The organism is Paraburkholderia mimosarum LMG 23256 = NBRC 106338, from assembly GCF_000739815.1.
GTDB lineage: Bacteria > Pseudomonadota > Gammaproteobacteria > Burkholderiales > Burkholderiaceae > Paraburkholderia > Paraburkholderia mimosarum.
In genome coordinates this window covers 1-25860 of sequence record NZ_BBJJ01000040.1, presented here as the reverse complement: position 1 = coordinate 25860, position 25860 = coordinate 1, and the positions used below count along the sequence as shown (strand labels likewise).

Annotated in this window: 21 protein-coding genes and 2 riboswitches; of the genes, 9 read left to right on the top strand and 12 right to left on the bottom strand. The window is 68.8% G+C overall.

Annotated features, from left to right (window positions below):
* The 3 genes from cobM to BMI01S_RS24360 are packed head-to-tail and all read right to left on the bottom strand — an operon-like array spanning window position 1 to window position 2686.
* A complete protein-coding gene (gene cobM / locus BMI01S_RS24370; protein WP_028210823.1) occupies window positions 1–732 on the bottom strand; it encodes a precorrin-4 C(11)-methyltransferase in 732 nt (243 codons plus the stop codon).
* Window positions 729–1472 (bottom strand): cobalt-precorrin-6A reductase, encoded by a 744-nt coding sequence (locus BMI01S_RS24365; RefSeq protein WP_028231761.1) that lies wholly within the window; start codon window positions 1470–1472, stop codon window positions 729–731. Before BMI01S_RS24365 ends, cobM begins: the two co-directional genes overlap by 4 nt.
* Window positions 1469–2686: a bifunctional cobalt-precorrin-7 (C(5))-methyltransferase/cobalt-precorrin-6B (C(15))-methyltransferase gene (locus tag BMI01S_RS24360; RefSeq protein ID WP_028231762.1), complete on the bottom strand. Its 1218-nt coding sequence runs from the start codon at window positions 2684–2686 to the stop codon at window positions 1469–1471. The genes BMI01S_RS24365 and BMI01S_RS24360 overlap by 4 nt, the downstream gene beginning before the upstream one ends.
* A gap of 103 nt (window positions 2687–2789) precedes the next feature.
* Window positions 2790–2981: riboswitch (cobalamin riboswitch) on the top strand.
* 171 nt (window positions 2982–3152) lie between these two features.
* Between BMI01S_RS24360 and cobG the strand changes: the two genes are divergently transcribed.
* The 5 genes from cobG to BMI01S_RS24335 all read left to right on the top strand — a co-directional run bounded on the left by cobG (window position 3153) and on the right by BMI01S_RS24335 (window position 8675).
* Entirely contained in the window at window positions 3153–4475 is a 1323-nt protein-coding gene (cobG, locus tag BMI01S_RS24355) for a precorrin-3B synthase (protein ID WP_042290870.1), read from the top strand.
* The gene (locus tag BMI01S_RS24350) at window positions 4468–5094 is read left to right on the top strand and encodes a precorrin-8X methylmutase (RefSeq protein WP_028210819.1); all 627 of its coding nucleotides are present in this window, start codon (window positions 4468–4470) and stop codon (window positions 5092–5094) included. The genes cobG and BMI01S_RS24350 overlap by 8 nt, the downstream gene beginning before the upstream one ends.
* A complete protein-coding gene (locus tag BMI01S_RS24345; RefSeq protein WP_028231764.1) occupies window positions 5095–5826 on the top strand; it encodes a precorrin-2 C(20)-methyltransferase in 732 nt (243 codons plus the stop codon).
* Window positions 5814–7550, top strand: a complete 1737-nt coding sequence (cobJ, locus tag BMI01S_RS24340; protein WP_042290862.1) for a precorrin-3B C(17)-methyltransferase — start codon at window positions 5814–5816, stop codon at window positions 7548–7550. The genes BMI01S_RS24345 and cobJ overlap by 13 nt, the downstream gene beginning before the upstream one ends.
* 171 nt (window positions 7551–7721) lie before the next feature.
* Window positions 7722–8675, top strand: a complete 954-nt coding sequence (locus BMI01S_RS24335; protein ID WP_028231765.1) for a flagellar brake protein — start codon at window positions 7722–7724, stop codon at window positions 8673–8675.
* A gap of 32 nt (window positions 8676–8707) precedes the next feature.
* Here BMI01S_RS24335 and BMI01S_RS24330 read toward each other — a convergent pair whose 3' ends face one another.
* From BMI01S_RS24330 to cobW, 4 genes are all read right to left on the bottom strand, one after another.
* Entirely contained in the window at window positions 8708–9295 is a 588-nt protein-coding gene (locus BMI01S_RS24330) for a vWA domain-containing protein (protein ID WP_028231766.1), read from the bottom strand.
* 77 nt (window positions 9296–9372) lie between these two features.
* Entirely contained in the window at window positions 9373–10401 is a 1029-nt protein-coding gene (locus BMI01S_RS24325) for an ATP-binding protein (RefSeq protein ID WP_028231767.1), read from the bottom strand.
* Entirely contained in the window at window positions 10398–14192 is a 3795-nt protein-coding gene (gene cobN, locus BMI01S_RS24320; protein WP_028231768.1) for a cobaltochelatase subunit CobN, read from the bottom strand. The genes BMI01S_RS24325 and cobN overlap by 4 nt, the downstream gene beginning before the upstream one ends.
* Before the next feature lie 68 nt (window positions 14193–14260).
* On the bottom strand, window positions 14261–15352 hold the full coding sequence (gene cobW, locus BMI01S_RS24315) for a cobalamin biosynthesis protein CobW (protein ID WP_036045729.1): 1092 nt from the start codon (window positions 15350–15352) through the stop codon (window positions 14261–14263).
* A 213-nt stretch (window positions 15353–15565) separates the two neighbouring features.
* Window positions 15566–15835: riboswitch (cobalamin riboswitch) on the bottom strand.
* A gap of 193 nt (window positions 15836–16028) precedes the next feature.
* On the opposite strand from cobW, the gene BMI01S_RS24310 reads away from it, so the two are divergent.
* Genes BMI01S_RS24310 through bluB form a run of 4 tightly spaced genes read left to right on the top strand, consistent with a single transcriptional unit; the run spans window position 16029 to window position 19044 of the window.
* Window positions 16029–16454 (top strand): cobalamin biosynthesis protein, encoded by a 426-nt coding sequence (locus BMI01S_RS24310; RefSeq protein WP_028210812.1) that lies wholly within the window; start codon window positions 16029–16031, stop codon window positions 16452–16454.
* Window positions 16451–17053 carry a cob(I)yrinic acid a,c-diamide adenosyltransferase gene (gene cobO / locus BMI01S_RS24305; RefSeq protein WP_028231770.1) on the top strand — a complete coding sequence of 201 codons (603 nt, stop codon included), beginning with the start codon at window positions 16451–16453 and terminating at the stop codon, window positions 17051–17053. Before BMI01S_RS24310 ends, cobO begins: the two co-directional genes overlap by 4 nt.
* A 4-nt stretch (window positions 17054–17057) precedes the next feature.
* The gene (locus BMI01S_RS24300; protein ID WP_028231771.1) at window positions 17058–18368 is read left to right on the top strand and encodes a cobyrinate a,c-diamide synthase; all 1311 of its coding nucleotides are present in this window, start codon (window positions 17058–17060) and stop codon (window positions 18366–18368) included.
* On the top strand, window positions 18352–19044 hold the full coding sequence (gene bluB, locus BMI01S_RS24295; protein ID WP_028231772.1) for a 5,6-dimethylbenzimidazole synthase: 693 nt from the start codon (window positions 18352–18354) through the stop codon (window positions 19042–19044). Before BMI01S_RS24300 ends, bluB begins: the two co-directional genes overlap by 17 nt.
* 7 nt (window positions 19045–19051) lie before the next feature.
* On the opposite strand, the gene BMI01S_RS24290 is transcribed toward bluB, so the two are convergent.
* The 5 genes from BMI01S_RS24290 to BMI01S_RS24270 all read right to left on the bottom strand — a co-directional run bounded on the left by BMI01S_RS24290 (window position 19052) and on the right by BMI01S_RS24270 (window position 24870).
* A complete protein-coding gene (locus BMI01S_RS24290; protein ID WP_028210809.1) occupies window positions 19052–19432 on the bottom strand; it encodes a VOC family protein in 381 nt (126 codons plus the stop codon).
* A 111-nt stretch (window positions 19433–19543) separates the two neighbouring features.
* Window positions 19544–20170: a DUF4136 domain-containing protein gene (locus BMI01S_RS24285; RefSeq protein ID WP_051381469.1), complete on the bottom strand. Its 627-nt coding sequence runs from the start codon at window positions 20168–20170 to the stop codon at window positions 19544–19546.
* A 118-nt stretch (window positions 20171–20288) separates the two neighbouring features.
* On the bottom strand, window positions 20289–22694 hold the full coding sequence (locus tag BMI01S_RS24280; protein WP_244145364.1) for a CHASE2 domain-containing protein: 2406 nt from the start codon (window positions 22692–22694) through the stop codon (window positions 20289–20291).
* Between the two features lie 32 nt (window positions 22695–22726).
* A complete protein-coding gene (locus BMI01S_RS24275; RefSeq protein ID WP_081715921.1) occupies window positions 22727–24046 on the bottom strand; it encodes a FecR family protein in 1320 nt (439 codons plus the stop codon).
* A 125-nt stretch (window positions 24047–24171) separates the two neighbouring features.
* Window positions 24172–24870, bottom strand: coding sequence for a response regulator transcription factor (locus tag BMI01S_RS24270; RefSeq protein ID WP_028210805.1), 699 nt, complete (start codon window positions 24868–24870; stop codon window positions 24172–24174).
* Window positions 24871–25860 lie beyond the last annotated feature (990 nt).

Genomic DNA, 25860 nt, shown 5'->3' with positions numbered 1-25860 from the left:
CTACCGCTTCGACGCCCCATACAGCGTCGAATCCGCGAACCCGTCCGCCGCGAGCACCCGGCCCACGAGAATGAGCGCCGTGCGCTCGATATCGGTGGCCAGCACCTTGTGGGCGATGTCCGCGAGTGTGCCGGTCACGCGTTCCTCGTCGGGCCAGCTCGCGCGATAGATCACCGCCACGGGGCAATCCTCGCCATAATGCGGCCGCAACTCCTCGACGATACGCGCGATATGGCGCACGCCCAGGTGGATCGCGAGCGTCGCCTTGTGCCGCGCGAGGTCGCCTAGCTGCTCGCCTTCGGGCATCGACGTTTTCGTGGCGTAGCGCGTGAGAATGAGCGTTTGCGAGATGCCGGGCAGCGTGAGCTCGCTGCCGAGCGCCGCCGCGCATGCGGCGGTCGCGGTCACGCCGGGCACGACTTCGTAAGGAATGCCGAGCATGCGCAAGCGCCGGATCTGCTCGCCGATCGCGCCATAGAGCGACGGGTCGCCCGAATGCACGCGCGCCACGTCGAGCCCCTGGGCGTGGGCATCTTCGAGCAAGCCGACGATCTCGTCCAGCGTGAGCGGCGCGGTGTCCACCACCTTGTGTGCGCGGTGGCCTTCGAGCACGGCGGGCGGCACGAGCGACCCGGCGTAAAGGATGACCGGGCAATGGCGCACGAGACGCTGGCCCTTCACGGTGATCAGTTCGGGATCGCCCGGACCCGCGCCTATGAAGAATACTGTCATGCGTTGAGACTCCGCTGAATGTCGTTCGCAAGCGCGTCGATCGCCTGTTGCGCCGACGCGAATTCGCGCTGCGCATCGGGCAGCGGCGGCCGCCGCATCATCACCACGGGCAGACCCATTTCGCGCGCGACCGCGAGCTTCGCCTCGGTCGCTGCGCCGCCGCTGTTCTTGCTGACCACCACATCGATGCACGCCTCGGTGAAGAGCTTGCGCTCGCCTTCCGGCGTGAACGGCCCGCGCGCGTCGATCACGCGGGCGCGCGCATGGCCCGGGTGAGCGTCGAGGCAACGAATCGTCCAGTGCTGCCGCTCGGGGACTTCGTCGAGATGCGCGAGCGGCTCGCGCCCGAGCGTGAAGAGCGGGCGCGCGAACGGCGCGAGCGCTTCGATTACGCCGGCCCAGCCGTTCACCATGCGCCAGTCGTCGCCTGGCTGCGGCTGCCAGGGCGCGCGGCGCAGCGCCCAGTACGGCACGTGCGCGGCTTCGCAGGCGCGCGCCGCGTTGGCGCTGATCTGCGCGGCGTAGGGATGCGTGGCATCGAGAACGAGCGCGATATCTTCTTCTGCGAGAAAACGTGCGAGCCCCAGCGCCCCGCCGAAACCGCCCACGCGCACCGCGCAGGCGAGATCAGCGGGCACGCGTCCCAGGCCCGCGAGCGAGTAGATGTGCGGCGCGCCGAGCGTACGGGCGATCGCCAGCGCGTCGCCGGTGCCCCCCAGCAGCAGGATGCGCGCCGTCATGGCTTGACGACTTCGTAGAGCGTGACGGGCAAGGCCTGACGCCATGTGTCGAAGCCACCCAACGGCTGAGCCTCGCCAATGCCGATGCGCGTGAGCGTGCCGCCATGCTGCGCGCGCCACGCGACCAGCGTCGCTTCGCTCTGCAGCGTCACCGCGTTCGCGACGAGCCGGCCGCCGCTCGCGAGCGCCGCCCAGCATGCCTCGAGCACGCCAGGGGCAGTCACGCCGCCGCCGATGAACACCGCGTCGGGCGTGGCGAGCCCCGCGAGCGCCTCGGGCGCGCGGCCCGCCACGAGTTGCAGACCGGGCACGCCCAGCGCCGCGCGATTGTGCTCGATGAAGCGCTGGCGCCCGGCGTGCGCTTCGATCGCGATCGCTCGGCAAGCCGGATGCGAACGCATCCACTCGATGCCGATCGAGCCGCTGCCCGCACCCACGTCCCAAAGCAGCGCGCCGGGCGCGGGCGCGAGACGCGCCAGGGTGAGCGCACGCACGTCGCGCTTCGTGAGCTGGCCGTCGTGGCGGTACGCGTCGTCGGGCAGGCCGGGCGTGAGCGTCCAGCCGCGCGCCCCGGTGTGGGCAGCGTCGCTTGCGCATTCGAACGCGACGAGATTGAGCGCCGCGGTTTCGTCGACGTGCCAGGCATCGGCGCGGCCTTCGACGCGGCGCTCGAGCGGACCGCCCACGTGCTCGAACACGGCAAGACGCGTCGCGCCGAAGCCCGCCTCGGTGAGCAGCGCGGCGAGCGCCGCCGGCGTGCGCCCGTCCGCGCTCAATGCGAGCACGCGCGAGCGCGCATGGAGATGACGGCGCAGCGCATCGAGCGGGCGGCCGACGAGCGAAACCATCGCCGTGTCCTGCAACGCCCATCCCATGCGCGCCGCCGCGAGCGAGAGCGACGACGGCGCGGGCAACACGCGCATGTCGCCGGGTGCCAGGCGCCGCGCGAGCGTCGCGCCCACGCCGAACAGCATGGGGTCGCCGCTCGCGAGCACGCATACGGGCATGTTCGACGCGCGATGCGCGAGCAGCGCCTCGACGTTGAAGGGCTGCGGCCACGGCTCACGCCGCGCGCGCACGCGCGCCGGCAGCATCGCGAGATGGCGCGCGCCGCCGGTCACGATGGCCGCGTCGAAGAGTGCGCGCCGCGCGTCGCGCCCGAGCCCCGCATAGCCGTCGTCGCCTATGCCCACCACAGTCAGCCATGCCTGCATGCCCTGCATTCGTTCTCCCGCCTTTGCTCGCGCTGTTGCCCGATTCTCTACGCCGCCACGGCCCCGCGACCCGATTGCGGGGCGGAGCGCGCCTGAAAACGGGCATAATACCGTGTCCGCCGGCGCCTTTAAGGCCCAAAAGCCTTGAGGCATAAAAGGGAACACAGCAAGCTGTGGCCGCCCCCGCGACTGTGAGCAGCGAGACCGCATCCACCCGAGCCACTGGTTTCACCGGGAAGGCCGATGCGGTCCACGACCTGCGAGCCAGGAGACCTGCCGGCCGACTATTCGTGCGAAGCCATATCGGGCGGGGTGTACCGATACCGCAGCCGTTGCCCGCATGCCCCGCGGGCAGCGCGCCGCTCTCGCGCGTCGATTACCCGGTATTCCCTTGAAACACGAAACGAAGCCCGTCTTGCCCCTCGCTGCGCTCGCCGCGGTCCGCCCTTCGGCGTGTCCCGGGCTCATGCGCGTGGTCGCCGCGCGCGACGGCGGCCTGTGCCGCATCCGTCTCCCCGGCGGCGTGCTGAGCGCCGCGCACTCGCGCGCCCTCGCCGATGCCGCGCGGGCGCACGCAAGCGGCGTGCTCGAACTGACCAATCGCGCGAACGTGCAGATTCGCGGCGTGCGCGCGGGCGAGGAAGCGGCATTGAGCGCCATGCTGATCGGCGCGGGCCTTGGCCCCGCCGGCATCGACGCCGCGAGCCCGGTCGAGCGCGCCTGCGCCGCCGACGAACTGCGCAACGTGATGCTGAGCCCGCTCGCGGGGCTCGATCCGAACGCCGCGAGCGACACCACAGCGCTCGCCCAGGCGCTCATCGACATGATGCAGCGCGAGCCGCGCTTCGCCGCGCTCTCGCCGAAGTTCGCGCTGCAACTGGACGGCGGCGAGCGTCTTGCGATGCTCGAGCATCCGCACGACATCTGGCTCGCCGCGCGCAAGCATGGCGCGACCGTGCGCTTCGTTCTGGGCCTTGCAGGCTGCCCAAGCGAGCCGCCGGTTGGCGCGCTCGCTGTTGAAGACGTCTGCACATCGATCCGCGCGCTGCTCCATGCGTTCCTCGATCTCGCGAACGCGAACGCCACACGCATGCGCGACGTACTGGCCGCACACTCGCTCGAAGCGCTGCTGCAACGCGCGCGAGAGCACGGCGAATTCGCGTTGATGCGCGACGACACCCCGTCGCACGCATGGCGACGCGCCACGAGCGATGCCCGCTTGCGCCTCGGCGCTCACGCGCTCCACGCCGACGGCAGCGGCTACGTGGGCGCTCAGCCCGTACTCGGCCGCATCGACTCGAACACACTGCATGCGCTCGCCGACCTCGCAGTTGAACACGGCGACGCGACGCTGTGCGTGACGCCCTGGCAGGGCCTGTTGCTGCCCAACGTGGCCGGACACGCCATGCCCGCCACGCTCGAACGCCTGCGCGCGCTCGGCCTCGTCTGCGCGAACGCGGACCCGCTCGCACGCCTCGTCGCCTGCACCGGCTCGACGGGCTGCGCGAAAAGCCGCGCCGACACGAAAGCCGACGCACTGCGTCTCGCCACGCTCTTGCCGGACGATACGGAAGTCCACCTGAGCGGCTGCGAGCGCTCCTGCGCGGCTGCGCATCGCGCGCCGTTCACGCTGCTCGCAAGCGCGCCGGAGCGCTACGACCTCTACCGGCGTGAAGACAGCAAAGCCGGCCTTGGCCCGCGCTTTGGTCAACTCCTCGCGCCCAACCTGACGATCGAAGCTGCTGCGCTTGCACTCGCCCAGCAGCCCCGGAGCACCCACGATGTCTGATTACATCCGCGACGGCCACGCGATCTATCGCGAGTCGTTCGCGACGATCCGCGCAGAAGCCGACCTCTCGCGCATTCCCGCCGACCTCGAAAAACTCGCCGTGCGCGTGATTCATGCGTGCGGCATGGTGGACGTGGTCGCCGACCTCGCGTTTTCCACGGGCGCCGGCCTCGCGGGCCGCGCGGCCCTCGCGAACGGCGCACCGATTCTCTGCGACGCGAAGATGGTCGCCTACGGCATCACGCGCGCCCGCCTTCCCGCGCATAACGCCGTGATCTGCACGCTCGACGACCCCACCGTGCCCACCCTCGCGCGCGAGATGGGCAACACGCGCTCGGCGGCCGCGCTCGAATTGTGGCGGCCGCACCTCGCGGGCAGCGTGGTCGCGATCGGCAATGCGCCCACCGCGCTCTTTCATCTGCTCGACATGATCGCCGCGGGCGCGCCGCGTCCCGCGCTCATCCTGGGCTTTCCCGTGGGCTTTGTCGGCGCGGCCGAGTCCAAGGCGCAGCTCGCCGCCGAAAGCCATGGCCTGCCCTTCGTCGTCGTGCACGGCCGCCGCGGCGGCAGCGCGATGGCCGCCGCCGCCGTCAACGCACTCGCTTCGGAGACCGAATAAATGAACCGCAAAGGCGTTCTGCACGGCATCGGCGTCGGCCCCGGCGACCCCGAGTTGCTCACGCTCAAGGCAGTGCGGCTGCTCAAAGCCGCGCCCGTGGTCGCCTTTTTCGTGGCCAGGGGCAAGAAGGGCAACGCGTTCGGCATCGTCGAGGCGCATCTCGAAGCGCAGCAGGAACGCATGCCGCTCGTGTACCCCGTGACGACCGAAGCCCTGGAGCCGCCGCTCTCTTACGAAGCGATCATCGCGGACTTCTACGACGGCGCGGCGGAAATGGTGTCGCGCCATCTCGACGCGGGACGCGACGTGGCCGTGATCTGCGAAGGCGATCCGTTCTTCTATGGCTCGTACATGTATCTGCACGACCGGCTCGCGGCGCGCTACGAGGCGCAAGTCGTGCCCGGCGTGTGCTCGATGCTGGGCGGCACGGCCGTGCTGGGCGTGCCGCTCGTCTACCGCAACCAGAGCCTCGCCGTGCTCTCGGGCGTGCTGCCCGAGGACGAATTGCGCCGCCGCCTCGCCGACGCGGACGCCGCCGTCATCATGAAGCTGGGCCGCAACTTCGAAAAAGTCCGCCGCGTGCTGGGCGAGCTCGGTCTCGCGCACCGCGCGCACTATGTTGAGCGCGCAACGATGTCGAACCAGCGCATCGTGCCGCTCGACGAAGTCGATCCGATGGCTTCGCCCTACTTCTCGCTGCTCGTCGTACCGGGGGTGAAATGGCAGTCGTGACGCCGCCCGCCATCGTAATTCTCGGCCCCGGCGCGCTCGCCACGGCGCGGCGCGTGCAGGCGCTTTATGCGGGCGCGCGGGTCCATGCGCTGCAAGGCCGCGTACAGGGCGATGTTGCGTTCAGCGAACTCGGCGCGCACTTGCGCGAATGCTACGCGCGCGGTGCGCCCATCGTCGCACTGTGCGCGGCGGGCATCGTGATCCGCTGCCTCGCGCCGCTGCTCGCCAACAAGGGCGCGGAGCCGCCTGTGCTCGCGCTCGCCGAGGACGGCAGCGCCGTCGTGCCGCTGCTTGGCGGCCTGACCGGCGTGAACGTCATGGCGCGCGAGATCGGCGCGGCGCTCGCCGTCGCGCCCGCCATCACGACGAGCGGCGAACTGCGCTTCGGCACCTGCCTGCTCAATCCGCCCGCGGGCTATGCGCTCGCGAGCCTCGCGCAAGGCAAGCGCTTCGTGTCCGACCTGCTCGCGGGCGCGTCCACGCGCGTCGCCGGCAATGCGCCGTGGCTCGAAAACGTCGATCTGCCGCGCGACGGGGACGCGCGCCATGCCATCCGCGTGAGCGCGCAGGCCTGGGACGGCAATCCCGCCGTCCTCGTGATCCATCCGCGCAGCATCGTGGCGGCCGTCGGCGCGCCGCGCGAAGCGATCGCCGAACGCGTGCGCCGTGCGCTGGCCGCACACGGCCTCGCGCCGCTTGCGCTCGCGGCGCTCGTCGCGCCTTCGTCGCACATGCGCGATGCGTCGCTTGCGCAGGCGGCCACGGAACTCGGCGTGCCGCTGCGCTTCGTCGACGGCGCGGACCCTACGCCGCAAGCCGTGCTTTGTGCGCTCGACCTCGGCGCGGACATCGAGCGCTACACGTCGAACGAAGACGGCATTGCACTAGCCTGCGCCGCCGCGCCGCTCGACCCGCACACGCTGGGTCGAGCACGCGGCAAGCTCACGGTGCTGGGTCTCGGCCCCGGCCGCGCCGATCTGCTCGCGCCCGCCGCGCGCGCGGCGCTGGACGACGCCACCGATATCGTTGGCTACGCAACCTATGTGGACATGGCGGGCCCGTTTCGCGCGGACCAGCAGCGCCACGCCACCGACAACCGCGAAGAGCTGCAGCGCGCCCGTCACGCCTTCGAGATGGCGAGCGAGGGACGGCGCGTGGCCGTGGTCTCGTCGGGCGACCCCGGCGTGTTCGCCATGGCGGCCGCCGTGCTCGAAGCGCTCGAAGGCTCGGACGACGCCCGCTGGCACGCCGTCGCGCTGACGATCGTGCCGGGCGTTTCCGCGGCGCTCGCTACAGCGGCGCAGGCGGGCGCGCCGCTCGGCCACGACTTCTGCATGCTCTCGCTTTCCGACAACCTGAAACCGTGGAGCGTGATCGAACAGCGCCTGCTGCATGCGGCGCAGGCCGATCTCGTGATGGCGTTCTACAACCCGATTTCGCGCGCGCGGCCCTGGCAGCTCGACCGCGCGCTGGAGATCGTGCGCAGCGAGCGAGCGCCGCAGACGCGCGTGGTGCTGGGCCGCGACGTGGGCCGCCCCGGCGGGACGCTGCGCGCCATGACGCTCGGCGAACTGCGTTCCGCGGACGTCGACATGCGCACGATGGTGATCGTCGGCTCGTCGACTACGCGCGGGTTCGCTCGCGGCGACGGCGGCGAGTGGATCTATACGCCGCGCTGGTATCGGGACGATGTGCAATTCAAGCGCGAAGCCGGGGGCGAATAAAAGCTCGCGCGCACGCGTTCAACGTTCAAGTCAGGCACGAACAACGGGGCCGTCGGCCCTCGCTCAATACGCATGCCTTCGTCTCGTGCGGCACACCCTCAATTTCGGCGCTGGCGCGCCGTAAAAGCATGTGACCCCGCAAAGTCAACCTGATTGCCATACCAAGCGCCGATGACCAACGTCACCCCCGAAGCTGAAGCCGAAACCGAAGCCACCCCTGCCGCAACCGATATCGCCCCGCTCACGCCCGACGCCGTCCCGGTGGGCGCGCCGCTCGTCTGGCCCGTTGTCGACGGCGACGGCACCTTGCTGCTCGATGCCGGATCGGTGCTCGTGGGAGAGGCCGAGCGCGACTTCCTGTTCCTGCACTTCGCGCCGCATCGCGGCGACGTGCAGCGAGCCGACGCGGGGCCGGACGACGCGGCAGCCGCCAACGCAGCCGATGCGCCTACCGGTACGCGCGACCTGCATCTGACGATCGGCGCGTTAATGGGCCTGCGTCCGCAAATCGGTTCGAGCAGCGCGCCCATGCAGCAGTGCCGTCTGATCGGCTTCGCGCCGAACGAAGCGCTCTTCGTCACGACGCCGTATGCGGACGGGCGCCCGCTCGCCATCACGCCTGGCGAAAACGTCGAGATCGTCGCGATCGCGAGCCAGGCCGTGTATCGCTTCGTATGCACCGTGCACGCCATCTGCCCGTCGCCGCTCCACTATCTCGTGCTTTCGAAGCCCGCCAACATTCGCCGCCTGCGCGAACGCCGCTCGATTCGCGTACGAGCGCGGTTTCCCGTGCGTTATGGCATCGGCGAGGCCGGCGCGAGCTATGACGGTGTGGCGCTCGCGCGCGGCATCAGCGCGCTCGGCCTTTCGATCAGCGCGCCGTGGGCGCTCGGCAAGGTCGGCGAACGGCTGCGGATCGCATTCCAGTTGCAGACGGGCGAAGGCGATACGCGGATCGAAACCACGGCGATCATCCGCAATCTGCAGACGGAGACCGGCGATCGCGCGCCCGCGACGCTCGGACTCGAACTGGACCGTCTCACGCCCGCCGAGCAGATGGCGATGAAGGTCTACGTGTTCGATCGTCAGGACGACGTGCTCTACTGGACCGGCAGCATGCGCTGACGCGCGTTTTCAGGCGCTCGCTGTTTTGCGCTTCAGGCGAGCAGCGCCTGCGCATCGAGGCACTCCCCGGCCCATGCCTGCGCGAGTGCCTCGCAGCGCCCCACACGTACTGCGCCACATTCGCAGTCGATCACGGTGACATGGTCCGCTCGACGCGGCCGTGCAGGCCACTGCGTCGTTCGGCCATCGCTGAAGAGCCAGAGATGGCGCGCACGCGCGGGATCGCGGCGCGCGGCCGCCTCCAGCAATTGCGCCGCGCGGGCCATGCCCGCTTCGAGTGGCGTGCCGCCGCCCCCGCCGATGGGCTCGATCCAGCGCTCGTTCCACCAGCGCGGCACCGCGGGCCCGAAACGCAGTTCGGCGCCCGCGCCGCCGAATGCGATCAACGCCACTTCCACCCGCTCCGCGCGGGCGCGATCGAACAAGGCGATCAGCAAGCCCTTGGCGAGCGCAAGCTGGCCGCGCGCCAGCATGGAGGCCGAGCAATCGAGCACGAAGCAATGGAGCGCGCCGGTACCGGTGTCGCGCTTCGCGAAGCGAAAATGTTGCGCTTGCAACGGGTCTGATCGCTTGGCCGCCAGGGTGGGCGGCCAGGCGGTACGGGTGCCGTGCCGCGCCATTCGTGCGGCGCCGCTTCCCGGGCCTTCTCGCCGTCGAGCGCCGCCCTGTGAGAAGGCGGCGGCCTTTGCCCGACGGCTCAGCGTTTTTTTGCGGGCAGTGGGATCACGCCCTTCACCGGCCTCGCGGCGACGGGCTCGGGCGCTAGCTCGCCCCAATCGGAATCCGGTGCGGCCATGGCTTGCGCCTGTTTTTCGCCGCGCGCGGGCGGCGGCTCGCCAGCAGACGGCGAGCGCTGCGGCTCAGCAGTCGCACGCCGCCGATGCGCGAGCACGCAATCCGCGACCTGATCGACATGTTCCGGATTTACCGCATCCGCGCCTTCGAACGCGGCCAGCGCGCGCGCCGCCCGCAGCATCACGAGGTCCGCGCGCAAGCCGTCCACCGCCGCCTCGATGCAACGCTGCGCTACACGCTCGTGCACCGCATCGCTCCACGCGAGCGCGCCGAGCGCCCCACGCGCCGCCGCGATGCGTTGCGCGAGCGCGTGCTGTTCAGGCGCATGCGCGGCGCAAAAGGCCTGCGGATCGGCGTCGAACGAAAGACGCGCCTTGACGATGCGCTGCCGCTCCGCTGCCGCGTGCGGTGTGCCGAGTTCGACCATCAGGCCGAAGCGATCGAGTAGTTGCGGGCGCAACTCTCCTTCTTCGGGATTCATCGTGCCGACCAGCACGAAACGCGCGTCGTGCGTATGCGAAACGCCATCGCGCTCCACCGTGTTCACGCCGCTCGCCGCCGCGTCGAGCAGCACATCGACGAGCGCATCGGGCAGCAGGTTCACTTCGTCCACGTACAGAACACCGCCATGCGCGCGCGCGAGCAGCCCGGGAGCAAAGCGCACCGCGCTCTCGCGCAGCGCGGCTTCGAGGTCGAGCGTGCCGATCAGCTTGTCCTCGCTCGCGCCGAGCGGCAGCGTGACGAACGCGCCCTCGGGCAAGAGCGCCGCGAGTGCACGCGCCGCCGTCGATTTCGCGGTGCCGCGCGGCCCGCTCACGAGCACGCCGCCGATCGCGGGGTCGATCGCCGCAAGCAGCAGCGCTCGCTGGAGCAGCACTTGGCCAACGAGTGCGGTAAAGGGAAACGCGGGACGCTGGGCCGCTGCGCTCATGATCCTGATCCTTCCAGTTGTTGCCCGGCTTCGAGCAGACGTTGTTCGAGTTGCGCGCGATGCTCGCCGGGCTCCTGCCAGAGGCCGCGCTGGATCGCTTCGAGCAGGCGCTCGCACACCGCGTGCAGCGCGTGCGGGTTGTGGCGCTGCATGAACGCGCGGGTGTCGTCGTCGTGGACGTAGGCGTTCGCGACCAGTGCGTATTGATGGTCGCCCACCACGCGCGCAGTCGCGTCATAACCAAACAGATAATCGACGGTCGCCGCCATTTCCGCGGCACCCTTGTAGCCATGGCGCTTCACGCCGTCGATCCACTTCGGGTTCACCACACGCGAGCGGATCACACGCGCGATCTCTTCGTGCAGCGGGCGGATGCGCGGCGCGGCGGGATTGCTGTGGTCCGCGTGATAGAGCGTGGGCTGCGCCTGTGAAAAGTGGCGCGCCGCCGCGGCCATGCCGCCCTGAAACTGGTAGTAGTCGTTCGAATCGAGCAGATCGTGCTCGCGGTTGTCCTGGTTCTGCAGGACTACGTCGAGCGTCGAAAGACGTGCGCGAAACGCGTCGCCCGCTTCGTCGCCCGCGCTCTTTTGCGCGTACGCGTAGCCGCCCCAAGCCTGGTACGCGTTCGCGAGATCGGCGTCGGTTTGCCACTGGCGATGGTCGATCATCGACTGCAGGCCCACGCCGTACGCCCCGGGACGCGCGCTGAAAACACGCCAGCCCGCGCGGCGGCGCGCCTCGTCCGCCGCCATGCCGCTCGCGAGGAGCGCGTCGCGTTCCTGCTGCACGCGGGCGCGCAGCGGGTTCTGGTGCGCCGGCTCGTCGAGTTCTGCTACGGCCTGCACCGCCGCGTCGAACAGATGCATGACGTTCGGAAACGCGTCGCGGAAGAAGCCCGATACGCGCAGCGTCACGTCGATGCGCGGCCGGTCTAGCGCCTCGACCGGCATGATCTCGAAGTCGGACACGCGCTGGCTGCCGGCGGCCCACTTCGGCCGCACGCCGATCAGCGCGAACGCCTGGGCGATGTCGTCGCCGCCCGTGCGCATCGTCGCCGTGCCCCACACGGAGAGCCCCACCGCGCGCGGATAATCGCCGTGCTCCTGCAGATGCCGCTCCACGAGTTGCTGCGCCGATTTCATGCCGAGCGCCCACGCGGCTTGTGTCGGTATGGCGCGCGTATCGACGGAATAGAAGTTGCGGCCCGTGGGCAGCACGTCGGGACGGCCGCGCGAAGGCGAGCCGCTCGGCCCCGGCGGCACGAAGCGGCCTTCGAAGCCTCGGCGCAGCTGGCGCATCTCCTCGCGGCCACAAGCGTCGAGGCGAGGCAGCACGTCGTCGCGCAAACGCGCGAGCACCTTGGCCGCGTGCGGCAGCGCCAGCGTTGCCGCATCGTCTCGATCGACCGAACAGATACCTTCGATCAGCGTGGCCGCGACCATTTCCAGACGCTCGCGCGTGTCGCCCGCGTGACGCCACGGCGCGTCGCTCACACCGGCGAGCAGCGGCGGTCGCGGCCCGCTCCAGGGTGCGGCCCAATCCACGGTGGCCGCATCGAGCAGATGATCGATGCGCATGTCGCGCGCCAGTGCGTCGATGAGGCCCGCGTTCGCGCCCTGCCCGTCGCCGCACGCATAGCGGCCGAGCGCGAGCAGCGTGTCGCGGCGCTGCTGCCCTTGCGGCGATGCACCGAACGTATGCAGACCGTCGCGTATCTGCGCTTCCTTCAGCTCGCAGAGGTAGGCGTCGGCGCGCGTGAGCAGCTCGTCCTCGCCCGCCTGATCCTGCGGTGCCGCCACGCTCAGTTCTTCATGCAGGCGATGCTCGATGATCGTCGCGAGTATGGTCCGGCGCAAAAGTTTTGCGCGGCGCGGGTCCACCATCAATGCTTCGTAATACTCATCGACTTGCCGTTCGAGGTCTTGCAGCGGTCCGTAGTTCTCCGCGCGCGTGAGCGGCGGCATCAGGTGATCGACGATCACGGCCTGCGCGCGGCGCTTGGCCTGGCTGCCCTCGCCCGGATCGTTGACGATGAACGGATAGAGATGCGGCAGCGGGCCGAGCGCCATGTCGGGCCAGCAGGCGTCGGAGAGCGCCACGCTCTTGCCCGGCAGCCACTCGAGATTGCCGTGCTTGCCCACGTGCGCAATCGCGTCGATGCCGAACGTCTCGCGCAACCAGAAGTAGAACGCGAGGTACGCGTGCGGCGGCACGAGTTCGGCGTCATGATAGTTCGCATAGGTGTCGTCGCCGCGCGAGCGTGAAGGCTGGATGCCCACGAACACCTGGCCGCAGCGCCAGCCCGCAATCATGAAGCGGCCGCGCCGCACCGTGGGATCGTCTTCGGGCGCGCCCCAGCGCGCGATCAGCGCGTTCTGCGCCTCGACGGGCAACCGCGAGAAGCGCGCGCGATAGTCGTCGAGCAACAGGCTTTGCCACGCGGGACGCAGCGCACGCGTATCGGGATCGTTGGTCACGCCCTGCGTGAGGATGCGCATGAGCGCGTCGCCGTCTTCGGGCACGTCGGCCACGCGATAGCCTTCGTCGCGCAACATCCGCAAGATGCCGACCACCGAGGCCGGCGTGTCGAGCCCCACGCCATTGCCGATGCGTCCTTCGCTCATCGGGTAGTTCGCGAGCACGAGCGCGAGTTTTTTCTCTTCGTTGCGCAGGCTGCGCAAGCGGCACCAGCGGCGCGCGAGTTCCGCGACGAACGCGACGCGTTCGATATCGGGCTGATAGCGCACGACATCGACTTGCGTCTCTTTGCAGTGGTACGCAAGCCCCTTGAAGCTGATCGCGCGTGTGATCACGCGGCCGTCCACTTCGGGCAGCGCGATATGCATGGCGATGTCGCGCGAGTTCAGACCGTGGTTGTCCTTCACCCAGTCTTCGCGATTGCCGCCGCTCAGGATCACCTGAAGCACGGGGGCGTCGCCGGCCAGGGCGAGCGGCTCGGGGTCGTCTAGCGACGAGGCCGCGAAGGCCGTCGTGTTCAAAACCAGCGCAACATCGTGCTCGGCCGCGAGTTGATCGAGCACGTCGCGGCTCAGCGTGTCCTTGAGCGAAGTGATCGCGAGCGGCAGCGGATTCATGCCGCGTTCGATCAGCGCTGTGATCAGCGCATCGAATGCAGCCGTGTTGGCGGCCTGCAAGTGCGCCTTGTAGAACAGCAGCGCGACGACGGGCGCGCCGGGTTGCCAACGCGCGCGCCATTCGTCGATGGTCGCGACGTCGCGCTGCGGGCAGTAGAGCGCGGCGGCCGGCAGCACGACGGGCGGTGCGGGCTCGCTGCCCCATTCGAATGCGCGCCACGCGAGCGCGCGCAGGAACGATTCGGCGTTGGCCGCGCCGCCTTCGCGCAGATAACGCCACAGCAGGCGGCAAAATTCGGGCTCGGCGCGGCTCTTCGCGATGAGATTGGGGTCTTCCTGAAGGTCGCCGGAAAACATCGCGAGCAGCTGCCCGCGGCGCTCTGCCAGCGACACGACCTGCTCGATGCCGTACGGCCAGTACGTCTCGCCGCCCAGATGGTCGACCACGACGACGCGCGCGTGCTGCAAGACGTCCTCGACGTAGAAGTCCACCGAGGCGGGCTGGCGCAGATACGTGACGTTCGCGAGCCGCACGCCCGGGAAACCTGCGGGCAGGCGCGGTACGACGCTCGCGAGCAGCGCGAGCGTCGTGTCCGCCGAACTGAGCACGACGATCTCGGCGGGCTGCTGATCGATGCGGATGACGCCCTGCGTGTCGTCGACAAAACCGCCCGGCGTGGTGCGCAGCAAATGCATGTTGCGGCCTCGTGTCGCTCAGCGCTTCGAAGTACGAAGCATTGCGCGATGTGCGCGCGAATCTGCGCTCACTTCGCGCCCGCGGTCTGCACGTTCGCGAGGGCCGCGTCGAACGCCTGCTGCAGCGTCGCGCCATCGAGTTCTTCGCCGATCAGCACGAAGCGGCTCGCGAGCGGCTGCGCCGCGCCTTCCTGCGCGTTCCAGCGGCGGTCGAAATAGCTGTCGAAACGGCGGCCCACGCCTTGCACGACGAGACGCATGGGCGCACCGGACAGCGCGGCGAATCCCTTCACGCGATAGATCGTGTGCGCGTCGACGAGTTGTTGCAGCGCCTCGATCACGGTCTCGCGCGAAGCCGCCGTCCCGGACACCACGACCGAATCGAACTCGTCGTGGTGGTGATCGGCATCGTCGGCGGAACCATGATGATCGTGGCGCAGATGAATGCTCTCCTCCGCAGCCGATTCGAGCCCGAGCAGCGTATGCAGGTCGAGCTTGCCGTGCTGCGCGCGCACGATCTTCACCTGCGCCGGCAGTTCTTCGCGCAGCGCGGCGACGAGCGCGTCCTGGCCCGCTTCGTCGAGCAGATCGGTCTTGTTGAGGATGACGAGATCGGCAGACGAAAGCTGGTCTTCGAACAGCTCGTGCAGCGGCGACTCGTGATCGAGATTCGGGTCGGCGCGGCGCTGCGCGTCCACGGCCTGCGGATCTTCGGCGAACTGGCCGCTCGCCGCCGCGGGACCGTCCACGACGGTGACGACCGCATCGACGGTGAACGCGTTGCGGATCGACGGCCAGTTGAACGCTTGCACGAGCGGCTTGGGCAGCGCCAGACCCGAGGTTTCGATCAGCACGTGATCGATCTCGCCGCGGCGCTCGAGCAGTTGCTCCATCACCGGAAAGAACTCTTCCTGCACAGTGCAGCACAGGCACCCGTTCGCGAGTTCGTAGAGCTGGCCTTGCGTTTCGTTGCCGTTCTCGTCGCAGCCAATGCCGCAGCCACGCAGAATTTCGCCGTCGATGCCGAGTTCGCCGAATTCGTTGACGATGACCGCCACGCGCAAGCCATCCGCGTGCTGGAGAATGTGACGCAGCAGCGTGGTTTTGCCGCTGCCGAGAAAGCCCGTCACGATCGTGACCGGAGTCTTGCGCATTTGCATGAAGTGCTCCTGTGCCGCCAGGCGACAAGCGGGGCTATGGCGCGTCGTGGTTGCGGTTCGTGCGGGCGTCGTCACCGGAACGCACGTCTGCCTGCATGTGCGGTCACGCGTAACGATTCAGACAACCCTGCAGGGACGAACGGCCAGAGACGCACCAGGCCACGCCCGGCTGACGTATGAAAATCACGGACCCGGCACCGCATCCCCGCAGCGCGAATCCCACGTATCTGGCCGGTATCCGGACTGACGAAACGCCGCTTCGCCTTCCCGCGCGAGCGGCCTTGCGGCTGCATCGCGCAGTGGCGTGGACTGCTTGAAGCATGGAAGCGGCTTGCGGCATTCGTTCGAACGCCGCGCTCGTTGTACCGTTGCGGGTGCAGTTCAGGTTGGCCGTGCCCGAGGCGGGATGGCTCCCTGATTCCCGTTTAACTGCGCGCGCAGTATTGAATCGCGCACGCGAGCACCAGAGTGCGTGCGAGTGTAGGCGCGGGGCGTCTGCGCGTCAAGGAAGGCGTGGGCCGCAGGGCCTGTGCTATCGTAGCGCGCATCCGGCAGCGGCCGGGCACGCTCACCTTGCCGCCTGTCTTCTCTGTTCGACTCACGCCTTCGATCGACGCTCTCGCCTGTGAATCTCGCCTCGCCGTCCGCTCCAGTCGAAACCGCAGATGGCGCGCCGCTGCTCGTGGTCGGCATCGGCTGCCGGCGCGGCGTGACGCTAGCGCAAGTCGAGGCCGCGGTGCGCGCCGCGCTCGGCGAGTGGCCGCTCGAGCGGGTAACGGCCGTTGCGACGCTCGACGCCAAAGCCGGCGAGTCGGCATTGCAGGCATTTTGTGCGGCGCATGCACTACCGCTGTGCGCCTACACGCGTGAGCAAATCGCCGCGACATGCACGCAAGCGCCGCCTTGCGCAGCCGCGCAAGCACGGTACGGTGTCGACGGTGTGTGCGAACCGTGCGCCAGGCTCGCGGCCAACGGCGGTCCCCTCGTGCGCAGCAAGATCGCGCTCGATGGCGTAACGGTCGCGATCGCGCAGCACCGCATCGCGAATGTGCCATCGAACACCGCCTCATTCACATCACAAAAAGCCGACACCCGACGATGAAAACCGACCCCGAATCGCACCAACGCATGACGCAACGCCGCCGCGAGGGCCACGAGAAGAAGCAGGCCGCCGCGACGCTCGAAAAAGGCCTTCTGATCGTCAACACGGGCAACGGCAAGGGCAAGAGCACGGCCGCGTTCGGCATGGCCGTGCGCATGCTCGGCCACGCCATGAAGCTCGGCGTCGTGCAGTTCATCAAGGGCGCGCTGCACACGGCCGAACGCGATTTTCTCGGCAGCGTCGCGCACTGCGATTTCGTGACGATGGGCGACGGCTACACCTGGAACACGCAGAATCGCGACGGCGACATCGCCACCGCGCGCAAGGGCTGGGACGAGGCGAGGCGCATGATCGAGAGCGGCGAGTACGCGATGGTGATCCTCGACGAACTCAATACGGTGCTCAAGTACGAGTACCTGCCGCTCGACGAAGTGCTCGGCGTGATCGCGTCGCGCGCGCCGCACGTGCACGTGGTCATCACGGGTCGCCATGCCCCGGAGGCGCTCATCGAGGCCGCGGATCTCGTCACGGAAATGCGGCTCGTCAAGCATCCGTATCGCGAGCAAGGCGTGAAGGCGCAAAAGGGCGTGGAGTTCTAGGCGCATGGGCGCAAAGCTTGCCTGCCCCGCCCTCTTCATCAGCGCGCCCGCCTCGGGCCAGGGCAAGACCACGCTCACGGCGGGCCTCGCGCGCCTGCACCTGCGCGCGGGGCGACGCGTGCGCGTGTTCAAGACCGGCCCCGACTTTCTCGATCCGATGATCCTTGCGCGTGCGAGCGGCGCGCCCGTGCTCTCGCTCGACCTGTGGATGGTGGGCGAAGACGCGTGCCGCAAGTTGCTCGCACAGGCCGCGCGCGAAGCCGACCTCATTCTCATCGAAGGCGTGATGGGCCTGTTCGACGGCACGCCGAGCAGCGCGGATCTTGCCACCACGTTCGGCGTGCCAGTAGCGGCTGTCGTCAGCGCGAAGTCGATGGCACAGACGTTCGGCGCGATCGCGTTCGGCCTTGCGCGTTTTCGGCCCGGGCTGCCGTTTCACGGCGTGCTGGCAAACCGCGTGGGCTCGGCGCGCCATGCGCAAATGCTGCAGGAAGCGCTGCCCGCCGATGCGCCCTGGCTCGGACACGTGGCAAGCGCTGAGATGATGGAACTGCCAGATCGTCATCTCGGCCTGCATCAGGCCCATGAAATCGACGACCTCGACGCGCGTATCGAGCGCGCCGCCGACGCGCTCGCGCAAACCACGCTCGCCGATTTGCCGCCCCCGATCGCATTCACCTATCCTTCGGATAACGTAACGATTCCGCGCCTGCTCGACGGCCGTCATATCGCGATTGCACGCGACGCCGCGTTTTCGTTTCTCTATCCCGCAAACATCGCGTTGCTCGAAACGATGGGCGCGAGCGTGAGCTACTTCTCGCCGCTCGCTGACGAGCCCGCTCCCGCCAACGCCGATGCGATTTTTCTGCCAGGCGGTTACCCGGAGCTTCATGCTTCGATGCTGGCGCGCAATGCGCAGAGCGCGGCTTCGTTGCGTGCGCATGTATCGGCGGGCAAGCCGCTCGTCGCCGAATGCGGCGGCATGCTGTATCTGCTCGACGCACTGACCGACGTGGCAGGCACGCGCACGCCCATGCTCGGCCTGGTGCCCGGCGAGGCGGTCATGCAAAGGCGATTCGCGGCGCTCGGCATGCAGCAGCTCGATGGGGCACACGGCGCGCTGCGCGGGCACACGTTTCACTACTCGCGCGTCACCACGCCGGTCGCACCCGCGCTCGTTGCGCGTCACGCGCAAACAGGCGCGCATGGCGAGGCGCTCTATCGCCACGGCTCCATCGCGGCGACCTATATGCACGCTTACTGGCCCTCCAACCCGGCTTTCGCGGCCGCACTCTTTCATGGCACAGCCCTTTGACGAAGCCGACCGCGCGGCGGTCTACCGCGCCATCTACGAGCGGCGTGACATGCGGCACTTCGTGCCCGGACCGGTCGATCCCGCAACGCTCGCGCGCCTGCTGGACGCCGCGCACCATGCGCCCAGCGTGGGCTTCATGCAGCCGTGGCGCATCCTGCGCATCACCGACAAGTCGTTGCGCGAGCAGCTTCACGATACGGTCGACCGCGAGCGCATCGCCACTGCGGATGCATTGGGCAAACGCCGCGACGAGTTCATGAAGCTCAAGGTAGAGGGCATGCGCGAGTGCGCCGAGGTGCTCGTGGTCGCGCTCATGGACCGGCGCGAAGCCCACGTCTTCGGGCGGCGCACGCTGCCGGAGATGGACCTTGCATCCGTGGCATGCGCGATCCAGAACATGTGGCTCGCGGCGCGCGCCGAAGGGCTCGGCATGGGCTGGGTCTCGATCTTCGACGTCGACGAGGTGCGCGCCCTGCTCGCCATGCCGCCCGGCGCCAAGCCCGTGGCGATACTGTGCGTGGGCCAGGTCGACGCGTTCTATCCGCAGCCGATGCTCGAAATGGAGAAGTGGGCACAGCGCCGGGCGCTCGGCGAATGTGTGTTCGAGAATCGCTGGCCGCAAGACGACACGGCCTCCGAAACCGCCCGGGCGGCGAACGCAACGCCCGGCACATGACGCTAGCTCACGCTTCGCGTGCGTAGCACACGGCTTCGACGTTGTTGCCGTCGGGGTCGATCAGGAATGCCGCATAGTAGTCCGGACTATAGTCGGGACGCAGGCCGGGCTTGCCGTTGTCCTTCGCCCCTGCGCGCAGGCCAGCTTCGTAGAAGCCAACGACTGCCGCTCGGCTCGGCGCCGCGAACGCCACGTGCGCACCGCGCGGCGCGAGCCCCGAGTCGGCGGGTACGGCATGCAGCCAGAGCTTCGGCTCGTCGGGGTGACCGAGTCCCGCATAGGTGTCGTCGCGCATGCACACCACGATACCAAGCGGCGCGAGCAGCGCCTCGTAAAATTGCACGCTGCGTGCGAGATCCTGCACGCGCAATCCAATGTGATCGAACATGAGCGACTCCGGTGATGTCTGCGCGCAGCCGTTGCGGCAGATACGGGCGTCAGCATAGCGCGCGCGGCAACGTCGCGACTTGGGGAAAATTGACCCTGCGCCACTCCTCGGCTATTGCGGAACGACCGGCGAGACCGAGAGCACTTCGGGCATCTGCGGCGCTGCTGCGCCCGCATCAGCCGGGCTCTTCAGCTTGACGCGCCATTGCTGCGCGCCCGCGTACGGCAAACGTGCCAGCGCGCCCGCCACGAGATACGGCAGCGCCTGCTGCGCGTCGGCATTGCGGTCGCGCTTGATCGCGCTCACCTTGTAGACCTCGGCGCCATCGGGCAGTGCGAAAAAGCGCAGCGTGAGCGTGTGAACGTAGGGCCGTCCGAACCAGGGGAACGCAGGCCCTTCCGCAGACTCGCAGCCACCATTGCAATCGTTGGCGATGACTTTCACGTCGGCGGGACGCGTGGCCCAGGCCACCGAGACCAGATAGCGTGCCGCCTCGGGCGCTCCAGCCTGGAATCCGCGTTGAGCGAGGCCGTCGCGCAGCAGCGTCTGATACGGCAGTATCTCGCCCGCTTCGGCCTGCGCCGGCGTCGGCGCGAGATGGTAGGTCGCAGGGGCGTTCGCGGCAGCGACGCCCTGGCCGGGCAGTCCGCCGCTCGCCGCGATATCGGTCGTCACGCCCGCGCATCCGGCCAGGGCGCCGAGCAGCGGTAAGAGGCATATCGACAACAGGGTCTTCACGGAACACTCCATCGGGTTGCCGCCGGCGGGCGGCCTGCAGCGTGCGGTTGGGCAATTCGAGCGCGGATCGGGTGCGGCTCGGGTGCGGTTCGAGCCGCCGTGACTCGACCCGCGTGGCTCAAACCGGCGCGTCGAACGCCGGGAGCGACATCGTCACCGTGGTGCCTTTGTCCGGCTCGCTCTCCACGTGCACGTCGCCGCCATGTCGCGTCACGACTGTCTTCACGAACGCCATGCCGAGCCCGGCGCCGCTCAGCTCCGGGCGCGGCCCTGCGTGAAAGCGCCGGAACGGCTCGAACAGCCGCGCCTGGTCTTCCTGCGCAATGCCATAGCCGTGATCGCGGATCGAGCAGATCACGTGCAGCGGCTGGCGCTCGTCAAGCGCGATGGTACAGACTATGCGCGTATCGGGGGGGCTGTATTTCACGGCGTTGTTCAGCACGTTCACGAGCGCGCGCGTCATCAGCGACCGGTCCGCGTTGATCCAGCCCATCTGCTCACTTTCGAACGCCGTGTCGATATGAATGCGCTTCGCGCGCGCCTGCGGCCAGACTTCGTCGCTCGCGTCGATCACGAGTTCCGCGAGGCTCGTGGGTTCGAGCGCGTAGACCTGCGACTCGGCGCGCGCGAGCTGAACGAAGTCGTCGGCGAGCTCGAGCGAGCGGCGCGCATAGCGCTCGATGCGCTCCATCACGCCGCGCACGGGCTCCGAGGCCAGCGCGCCGCGCTCCCGCTCGGTTTCCACGAGCGCGACGATCGAGGCCTGCGGCGAGCGCATGTCATGCGAGAGCAGGCGCAGCGCATCCTCGCGCTGGCGCTCGGCGTCGTGCAGCGCCGTCACGTCGACGAGACCCGCGATCCAGCCCACCGCCTGCCCTTGTGCGTTCGTGCAGCGTGCGTAGCGCAGCAGGTAGTCGCTGCCGTCGCGCGCGCGCACTTCGACACCCCGTTCCATCAGCTCCGCGAACTCGCTGCGCGCCGGGTCGAGCGGCGCGGGCCAGTTCGCGTGCGCTAACGTCATGGCTTCGGGGCCCGGGTCGATCGGCTTGACGATCGCAAGGTCGCCGAACACATCCTGCATCGCGCGCCCTTCCGCGGCGCCCACGTTCAGACGCGCGAAATACTCGCGCGATGCGTGATTCGCAATCAGCACGACGCCGCGCAGATCGGCGACGAGAATCGGCTCGGGCACGGAATCGAGGCTGTCCCATACGAAGCGGCGCATGTCCTGCAGCCGCTGCGCGGCCTGCGCCATCAGCGCCATTTGCTGGGCGAGCGCGTCGCCCGCGAATTCGCGCCGCGGCGCGCTCGCCTCGGGCAGCAAGTACGGTTCGTCGGCGAGCTGGCGCAGTTCCTTGCGCAGATACGCCATGGTCATTTCGAGGCGCCGCCAGCTCCACGCCGGATAGACGATGAGGAGTGCGACGATCGCGGGCACGGGCGGAAGCCAGAGCCGCGCCCCATGCAGCATGCCAGCGCTCGTGCCGAGCGAGACGGCGATCAGGAGCGCGAGCAGCAGCAGCGTGCGCAGCGGCGAGAGGACGAGGAAACCCGCCAGCAGGATCGCGAGCGGCACGAACGAGGCGAGCACGACGGCGAGCGGCGCAACGGGCTGAATGGCTGTGCCGTTGAGCAGCGTGTCGAGCACGACCGCGTGAATGTAGACGCCGGGCAGCGGCCCCAGCGTGCCCGAAAGCGGGGTGGCGAAGCGATCGTAAAGCCCCGAGGCCGTGACGCCGACGACTGCCACACGCCCGCGCAACTGCTCGGGCGGTACGCGGCCCTCGAGCACGTCGGCGAACGACACCTTGCGGTACGTTTGCGAATTCGCGCCGAACGGAATCAGGAAGCGCGACTCGCTGCCGGGCGCACCCGCGCGCAGGACCTCGTCGCCGTGCGCGGCCGCGGGCGTGCCGTGTGCAAGCTCGACGGCGCCGCTGCGCACCGCGCGCCAGACCGGCACCATCAGTTGCGGCCAGCGCTGCCGCGCATCGCCTTCGAAGAGGGCGACGCTGCGCACGATGCCGTCGCTGTCCACTTCGAGGTTGATGTGGCCCATGCCCGCCGCCGCCTTGGCAAGCGGCGCGACCGGGCGCACGGCGTCGCGCTGGCCGGCATCGTCGGCCGGCGTGAGAAGGATGGGCAGGAACGCGGGCCGCGCGCGCAGTGCCTGAGCGAAACGCGCGTCGTCAGGCGACGATTCGGTGAAGAGCACATCGTAGACGACGGCAGCCGCGCCCGCCTTCGCGAGCTGGTCGACGAGCCGCGCGTGCAGCGCGCGCGGCCAGGGCCAGCGCCCTAGCGCAGCGACGCTCGCGTTGTCGATTTCCACCAGCACGATGTCGGGCGACACCGGCAGCGAGCGCGTGGCGAGAAATTGGTCGTAAACCAGGTGGTCCGCGCCGCTCGTCAGCTGCCAGATCACGCAGAGCACGACCACCAGCACGCCCGCGCAGCCCACCCCGGCCCACTCGAACAGAAAGCGACGCCCGACGGACCGGCCAAGGCCCGCGGGCGGACTCACGCTCGAGCGGGGCTCCACCTCGTCCGGCCGCTTCACCAGTCGAGCCTGAACGACTGGACCGGACTCGCCTTCTGATAGTAGCGACCGTTGTCGAACTGCTCGGCGATCACCGTCCAGTAGTAGACGCCCTTCGGCAAATCGCGCACGACGAGCTCGCCCGCCATGATGTCGGTGCGGTCGACGAGCGGCGCGCGCAAATCGGCCGTCGTGCCGAGCACGAAGCGAAAGCGCGTGTGCTGCGCGTTGCGGTCGATGAACCAGCGGAAGGCGAAGTCGCGCGAGCCCTCGATCGCACCCGCGCTCGCGCCGAGCGCGACGCGCCGGCGCTCGAACGCATAGGCGGCCGGCATGCCTTCGAGGCCGCGCTCGTCGATGGCGGCGATGCGCACGAAGTACGTGCCGTCTTCGAGGGCGCCAGTCGATACATGGGGGTCGGCGCTACGCGTGTCGCGAATCATGTCGAGCAGGCCCGCGTCGCGGCCGATCTGCACGCGATAGCCGTGCGCGAGCGCGAGCGGCGCGATATCGAAGGCGACTTCATCGTCTTCCTGCACCTTCGACGGATGCAGAAGCTCGGGGGCGTCGAGCAGCGCGACAGGCGCGCCCGCCGGCTGGCCTGCCAGCGTCAAACTGCCGTGGCGAGCCTCCACGAGCTGCTCCGAAGCGGCGAGCGGCGTGCCCGGCGCCGGTGCAACGGACTTTGCGGATGGGGCCTTGCCGCTACGGCCTTGATGACCGGTCTGGGCGGTTGAATCGGCGTCCACGCCCACCGCGCCGTCCAGCACCTCGACCGCAGTCGCGCCTTTGCTGCCGTCGTAGCTCACGCGAAACTGCGTGCCGCGCACGCCGGCTACAACGGAGGGCGAACGGATCTGGAAACGATCGTCCCTCTTCGTGGCATGCGTGACCTCGCTGCGCACCTCTCCGCGCCGCAGGTCGACGATGCGGTCGGTCGCGCCCGTGAGCGCGGTCTGGCGCAGCGTGGCGAGGTCGAGCGTAGTGTCGGGCGGCAGCACGATGTGCGAGCCGTCGGCCAGTTCGAACGTGGCGAAACCGTCGTGGCCTGTTTGCACGCGGTCACCTTCCACGAGGCTCATGCCGGCCACGACAGGCAGGAGCGGACCGCCGTGGAACGCATGCTGCACGGTGCCGTTCGCGGCGATCACCTTCGCGCCCAGGCCGTCCTGGCGCAGCAGCGCGACGGGCACGCGCAGCGTCGTTCCCGGCTGCAGGCGGCGCGGCGCGCTCACGTGATTCAGGCGGGCGAGTGTCTTCCAGTCGTCCTGGCTGCGCAGATAGCGCGTAGCGATGTTGTCCAGGGAGTCGCCGGGCCGTGTGACGTAGGTTGTCATTTCGGGCGCCGGCGCCGGTGCGCGCGGCGCGCTCTCGCGCGCACCGGCACTGCGGGCAACGGGAAAGAGCGCGAGCGCGCAGGCAATGAACGGAACTGCAGACGCGCGCACCGCACGCGCGCCCCTCACGCGTCGTCCCCCTCGATGCGCTCGAGGCGGTAACCGTAGCCGTAGATCGGCGTGAGGCGATAGCCGTTTTCCGGACGCAGACCGAGTTTCGAGCGCAGCATGGAAACGTGCGTGTCCATGGTGCGCGAGGGGATGTCGTCGGACTGCTTCCAGATCACGTCGAGAATGTGCGCGCGCGATAGCGGACGGCTCAGATGCTGAAAGAGCAGCAGCGCGAGATCGAACTCCTTCTGCGTGAGCGCGACGTTGCGGCCGCCAACGGAAGCCTGGCGCGATTTCAGATCGAACTCGTACTCGCCGAAAGTTTCTCTCAGCGCGGGCGAATGAAGTTGATACGCGCGGCGCAGCAGCGAGTTGACGCGCGCGATCAGCACCGGCGCGGAGACGGGTTTGACGACGTAGTCGTCGGCGCCCGCGTTGAGCATTTGCGCGATGTCGGTCTCGCGGCTGCGGCTCGTCATGAAGAGCACTGGCAAGCGCGTGGAAAGACTCTGCCGCACCCAGTGCAGCACTTCGTCGCCTGCCATGTCGGGCACGTTCCAGTCGAGGACGAGCAGGTCGAACGTCTGCCGCCGAAGCTGCCTGACGAGTTCGCTGCCCTTCACGAACGCGTGGCAGGCGTGGCCCGACGCGCTCAAGGTCTGGCAGACGAAATCTGTCTGCGCCGGATCGTCATCCAGTACTGCAATTCTCATAACACCCCGCCACCAGGTTTGTTTTTACCGTCTCAGGATGGACTGCCTGCCGCACCGCGCCGCGGCCGTGACCAGCGCCATCATCGCCCTCTTGCGAGGCGCGGCGCGCCAACCGGCGCCGGGTCGCCGGCTCGCGACTCTCGAGCTTGCGGCGCGCCGGCCCTGCCGCGCGCCGAGGACCGCTACTTTCGCCGCATCCCGGAAAAAATGGGTGCGCGACGCCATGGCCGGCTGCGGTAATCGGATCGCTTTCACATTAACCGCTCATAGTAGTCGAATTTACCTTCGTTCGAGCCGAAGCTGCCGGGGCGGCGTTGTCCGCCTCCTGGCACCGCGCCAATTGTCGAGCCCGAACAGGATGCGACGGGACAGTGCAAAAATCCGCAATCGACGCCAGATCTTTTTTCGCGGACGCAACACCATCGGGCCGCTCGTGGTACGCAGCGGAAAGGAACATTCGCTCGGCTCAGTTGCGGAAAAAAGTGGCGACGGCCGCGTGCTACGCGCTGCGTGGTCTCCGGAAACCGCCCCCGCAAGCGGACCGCCTGCGCAGCCATCGCCGTGCGCGGCGCGAGCCCCGCCGCCTCCGCCCTGCACGACCCGGCACGTGCCGCCATCGCCACATCCACCTCAAAGCACTGGCTTTTACCAGCGTTATCCGGCGAACTCAGGTTCGCTCTAACTTCCTTTCTGGCTGCTCCCCAGGTCCCGCGCGAGCCAGCCCCCCCTTCGCAGTGATCCGCCGCCTCTGCGCGGGCGCCTTGCTCGCGCACCCAAAGCGCCATGCGGCCGATATGCGATTTGCCACGACGACTCATTCTCGCCTGAACGCTGTAGATTTACTGTCAGGGATTGTTAAATCCGTCAGGACAGCGGCGAGCGCCGTCCAGGATCAGGCGTTCGATGGCTTTCGCGCTGTCCGGTTACCTGGCAATCCTGATCGATCGCTGGAACGCCTCTCGACTCGACACATCAGAACGGCGGGATGCC